Annotated in this window: 2 protein-coding genes and 2 pseudogenes; 1 reads left to right on the forward strand and 3 read right to left on the reverse strand. The window is 68.7% G+C overall.

The window, feature by feature from the left end; genetic code table 11:
• Positions 1–33: 33 nt before the first annotated feature.
• A pseudogene (locus ACY45C_RS19625) lies at positions 34–135 on the reverse strand (N-acetylmuramoyl-L-alanine amidase); the annotation flags it as partial.
• Between the two features lie 666 nt (positions 136–801).
• Between ACY45C_RS19625 and ACY45C_RS19630 the strand changes: the two are divergent.
• Positions 802–1,242, forward strand: coding sequence for a hypothetical protein (locus ACY45C_RS19630; protein ID WP_462189031.1), 441 nt, complete (start codon positions 802–804; stop codon positions 1,240–1,242).
• 99 nt (positions 1,243–1,341) lie between these two features.
• Here ACY45C_RS19630 and ahcY read toward each other — a convergent pair whose 3' ends face one another.
• Positions 1,342–2,778 carry an adenosylhomocysteinase gene (ahcY, locus tag ACY45C_RS19635; RefSeq protein WP_462189032.1) on the reverse strand — a complete coding sequence of 479 codons (1,437 nt, stop codon included), beginning with the start codon at positions 2,776–2,778 and terminating at the stop codon, positions 1,342–1,344.
• A 34-nt stretch (positions 2,779–2,812) separates the two neighbouring features.
• Positions 2,813–5,340 (reverse strand): annotated as a pseudogene (locus ACY45C_RS19640) (efflux RND transporter permease subunit).
• Positions 5,341–5,392 lie beyond the last annotated feature (52 nt).

The raw sequence follows: 5,392 nt of genomic DNA on the forward strand, positions 1-5,392 counted from the left end.
CCTACAGCAAGATCACTAAAGCAGGTGAATGTTTACCTGGACATGTGGGATGAGGCCCCGGGTGGGTTGGATCATCGCTCCGGCCGTGTTCCGTACCGGACGGAAGCGGGCCGGCGGGTACAAGGTCGGTGCCATCGCTACCGGCCATCCTTCCCACGCATGCCGCCGCGACAGATCCTCGTCTGGGAAATCACGATTCCGGGCCGCTTCCTGTTCATGGGGTCATCAGGTCGGTTGACCGCTACAGTCATAGTTTCCAGCCGGAGTACCGGCATGGCCATAGTGCCGGGTTGCTACGGAGGGGTCCGCATCGGGGCGGTATGCCCGGGCGTATGGCGGGTGGAAACCCTCCCGCCGGATCCGTGACAGAACGTTGCGGCGGGCCCGACCCGGTCCGGCGGTGCGCCCCCGGGCACGGACAGTCGCCGCCGCAGCCGCCACCCCTTCGACGCCTCGTCAACTCTCGGTATCGAGGGGCATACTGACTGTCTTTTTGTGGATGTTTGCAGGAACCGCGGACCGGGTGGCGGAGCCCGTGTTTCGATGCCGCCTATATCGTTCTACCGCATGATCGACCCGCAGCCGGGCTCGAGAAGGAGGCATTCAATGCGGTACGCCGTATCTTTCCCGCGACGAGTCGGACGGCCGTTATCCTCCGGAGCGCCGGGAGCGCCGGCGTCCGGAGGAGGTCGTCCCGCGCGGCGCGGCTCCCGGCGGGCGGGCCGGCGCGGCGGCGCAACCCGGACCACTCGGACCACTCGGACCACTCGGACCACTCTGACCACCGCCGGGGCGACCCTCGTGGTGAGCGGCATCCTGGCTCTGGTGAACGCGGGCGCCGCGCAGGCCGGTGGAGCGACCTGGGCGAACTGCCCGGGCGGGCAGGCGACGGAGGTTGGTGTGCCGGCGGCGGCCGGAGAGCCGAACAGACCCGCGACGTATCTCGACGCCGGTTTCTACGTCCATGTCGCCTCGTTGTGGCCGCCGGCCACGGCATCGCTGTGCCGGACCGGTCCAGGCCGGGGTGAGGAGGCCGGCGAGCCGATCTTCAGGTTCGGGCACCTGGGCTGCCCCGGCGGCGACGCGACCTTCGGCGTGCGCAGGCCCGCGGTGCTGGGCCGGGCGGTCGCCGACGTCCCGTCGGCGACCTGGGGAACCTACCTGCCGGCCGGCTGGTACAGCCTGGACGATCTGAGTGACCCATCGTGGACGTCGGTTTGCTGGTCGTCCAGGAGACGCTGACCGATCCCGGCCGGCGAAGCGCCGATTCCGGGCGAAGCGCCGATTCCGGTCAACCGGATTGACCGGATTAACCGGAATCGGCGCGGGAGGGCTGGACGATCAGTAGCGGTAGTGGTCGGCCTTGTACGGACCCTCGACGGGCACGCCGATGTAGTCCGCCTGCTGCTTGGTCAGCTGGGTGAGCTTCACGCCCAGCGCGTCGAGGTGCAGCCGGGCGACCTTCTCGTCGAGGTGCTTGGGTAGCACGTACACCCCGAGGGGGTAGTTTTCGGTCTTCGTGAACAGCTCGATCTGCGCGATCACCTGGTTGGTGAAGCTGTTCGACATCACGAAGCTCGGATGCCCGGTAGCGCAACCGAGGTTCATCAGCCGGCCCTCGGCCAGCACGATGATCGAGTGGCCGTCCGGGAACACCCACTCGTCGACCTGCGGCTTGATGTTGATCTTCTCGATGCCGGGGGTCCTGGCCAGGCCGGCCATGTCGATCTCGTTGTCGAAGTGCCCGATGTTCGACACGATCGCCTGGTGCTTCATCGCCGCCATGTGCTCGGCGTGGATGATGTTGAAGTTGCCGGTCGTGGTGACGAAGATGTCCGCCGTCGCGACGACGTCCTCCAGGGTGGTGACCTGGAAACCATCCATCGCGGCCTGCAGGGCGCAGATCGGGTCGATCTCGGTGACGATCACCCGGGCTCCCTGGCCGCGCAGCGCGTCCGCGCAGCCCTTGCCGACGTCACCGTAGCCGCACACCACGGCGACCTTGCCGCCGATGAGCACGTCGGTGGCGCGGTTGAGACCGTCGATGACGGAGTGGCGGCAGCCGTACTTGTTGTCGAACTTCGACTTCGTCACCGAGTCGTTGACGTTGATCGCCGGGAATGCCAGCGTGCCGGCCTTCGCCATCTCATAGAGACGGTGCACGCCGGTCGTGGTCTCCTCGGTGACGCCCTTGATGTTCTTCGCGGTCTCGGTCCACCGGCCCGGCTTCTCCGCGATGGTGCGGCGCAGGGTCTCCAGGACGATCGCGTACTCCTCGCCGTCCGCGGTGTCCGTCGCGGGGACCGCGCCGGCCGCCTCGAACTGGGCGCCCTTGTGGACGAGCAGGGTCGCGTCGCCGCCGTCGTCGAGGATCATGTTCGGGGTGCCGCCGCCCGGCCAGGCCAGCGCCTGGTCCGTGCACCACCAGTACTCCTCGAGGGTCTCGCCCTTCCAGGCGAAGACCGGCACGCCCCGCGGGTCGTCCTTGCTGCCGTTCGGCCCGACGACGACGGCGGCGGCCGCGTGGTCCTGGGTGGAGAAGATGTTGCAGGAGACCCAACGGACGTCGGCGCCGAGCGATACCAAGGTCTCGATCAGCACCGCGGTCTGAATTGTCATGTGCAGGGAGCCCATAATGCGGGCGCCCCTGAGGGGCTGGCTGGCCGCGTATTCCGCCCGGGTGGCCATGAGGCCGGGCATCTCGTGCTCGGCAAGCCGGATCTCCTTGCGGCCGAACTCGGCCAGTGCGAGATCCGCGACCTTGAACTCGAAACTCATGCCCTCTCCTTCGACGCTCGGGCGGCTGCCGAGCCTATACGGCGGATGTCTCGTCCTGGTTTCCACCCGCCATCGGCTGTGGCCGTGATGCGCCGGCCTTGGAACGGGTTTCTTGAGCGTCCCACATGTCGCCGCGTTGACGAAGACCCGGTCCGGTCCTGTCGCCGACCGCCGGACCCGGGTCGGCCTGGCGTGGCTGGTGCACCCAGCCGCGCTCGTCCGCCCAGATCAACAGGGGTGGGAGGACGACCAGCGCGGACAGCAGGGCGACGGCGACGTTGAGGGCAACCAGCAGACCGAAGTCGCGCAGCAGCGGCAGGGAGCTGAAGGCCAGGACGGCGACCCCGATCACGGCGGCGAGCGCGGAGACCACGAAGGCGCGTCCGGTGCGGGCCGCGGTCTGGTCGACGGCCTCCTTCGGCGTCAGGCCGCGTCGACGCTCCGCCAGGTGGCGAAGCACGAGCAGGGTGGTGAACTCGCTGCCCAGCGCGATGACGAGCGGGCCGCCGACCGCGGTGAGCGGGCTGAGGTCGACGCCGGCCAGCCAGGCGATCATGGAGCTGAGCCCGACCGCGATCAGCACCGGCACCAGCGACAGGACCGCCCGGACGATGCTGCGGTGCCAGACCAGCAGCATGAGCAGGACGCCGACCAGCGCGAAGTAGGTCAGCTGGGTCCGGTTCTTCGTGAAGTTCTCCAGCAGCCCGGTGCCGACCACGGCGAGGCCCGACGGGGTGGCGCGTACCCCTTGCGGCGGATGGACCGTGTCCCGGATGTCGTCGACGATCGCGGCCCGCCGTTCCAACGAGCCCGATCCGGTGCGGAAGACGAGGTTGAGCGCGTTGTGGGCCAGGTTCACCGTGGCGCGCTGGATGTCAGGCGGCGCCGCGGCGTAGCCGAGCCGGATGTCCTGACCCGTCGGCAGGACGACCGTCGTGTTCGGCACCTCCATCATGAAGCTGATGGTCGTGACGAGGCTCGACGCGGTCAGCAGGTCGGCCGGGTCCTTCGCGAGCCGGGTGTTCGCGAACTCGGCGAGGAAGGAGACGGTGGCGTCGTCGAAGACGTTCGGCGACTGGACGTAAATGCCCAGCTCGCTGGCGGATCCGGTGCTCGCGCGCAGCGTGTTGATGTTCTTGATGACCTGACTCTGCTGGTCGACCCATTTCTCCGGATCGGTCTGGATCTTCAGCGTGCCGTCGGTGACGATCCCGACGGCGAAGACCGCGACGGACACGACGGCGAGCGGGACCGCGGTGATCCGTGGCAGGGATCCCAGGGCGATCACCATCCGACCCAGCGGGCCGTGGGTGTAGTCCTTCGGGGGGTCGGCCGGCGACGTTCCCGCAGGCCCAACGAGGCGGTGAGAAGCAGGATCGTGGCGATGACGATCACCGGCAGGCCCAGGGCGAGCAGCGTGCCGAAGTCCCGGATCATCGGGACGTCGCTGAACTCCAGCGCGAGGAAGGACAGCACCGCGGCGACGGTGGCGGCGCTCAGCGCGGGCAGCAGCCCGGCCAGGGCCGCGATGACGGGATGGCCGGCCCGGGCCAGCTGGGCCTCCTCCTCCACCCGGCTGTGGAGCTGGACGGCGAAGTCGATGCCGACGCCGAGCAGCACCGGCAGACCGGAGATGGTCACCACCGACAGTGGGATGCCCGCGTAGCCGGCGAGGCCGAACGCCCAGATGAGGCCGACGGCGACGACGCCGAGTGGGAGCAGCCGCCAGCGCACCGCGAAGGCGACGAGCAGCAGGCCGGCCATCAGCGCCAGGGAGATGCCCCCGAGGGTGGCGAACCCGCCGCGCAGGTAGTCGTTGAGGTCGCGGAGCAGCGCGGGCGCCCCGGTCGACGCTGTCGTCGCATTATCGAATATGCGTTCGGATACGGCCTTCTCGACCAGGGTCGCGGCCTGGCCCTCGGTCGTGAGGGAGGCGTTGCCCCGCAGTCGGGTGACCATCTGGCTGGTGGATTCGGTCGGGAAGAATGGCTTGATCGACTTGCGGATGGCACCCGTGTTGTCGCGGAGCAGGAAGGAGACCCATGCCGGGTTGTCGTAGACCCGCTCGGCCACCGGGATCGCCTGCATCCGCTGCAGGGTCGTGATGGAGTCGGCGAGGCGCCGCTGGGCGGAGGCCGGATCCGGGTCGCGGCGCTGGGCGCCGAGCAGGATCTTCCCGGCGGGGCTGTTGACGGGATTGCCGTCCGGGCTCGTGACCAGGTTGTTCGTGAACTCCAGCGCCGCGAGCGGGGTGATCACCGATTCGATCCGGTCATCGGCGTCGAGGCTGGCCTGCAACTCCCGGAACTGGCTGATGTCGCGCTTGGTGAACAGGTCCTCGAGTCGTTCGCCCTTGTCCAGGGCGAACAGCGTGACCATCGCCTGGCCGCCGAAGAGGGACTGGTAGGCGACGTTGTCCCGGGCGACCTGGGAGTCGGGGTTCAGATAGTTGTCCTGGCCGGTGGTGAACTCCAGCCGGGTGGTTCCGAACCCCAGGGCGGCGGTGACGAGCCGCGCCACGACGGCGACGATGCCCGAGCGCCGACTGACCATACTGACCATACGGACGAGTGCCACCGATGGATCTGTCGCTGATCTTGTGATCGAACTGGCC

It is taken from the genome of Frankia sp. CcWB2 (assembly GCF_977927585.1).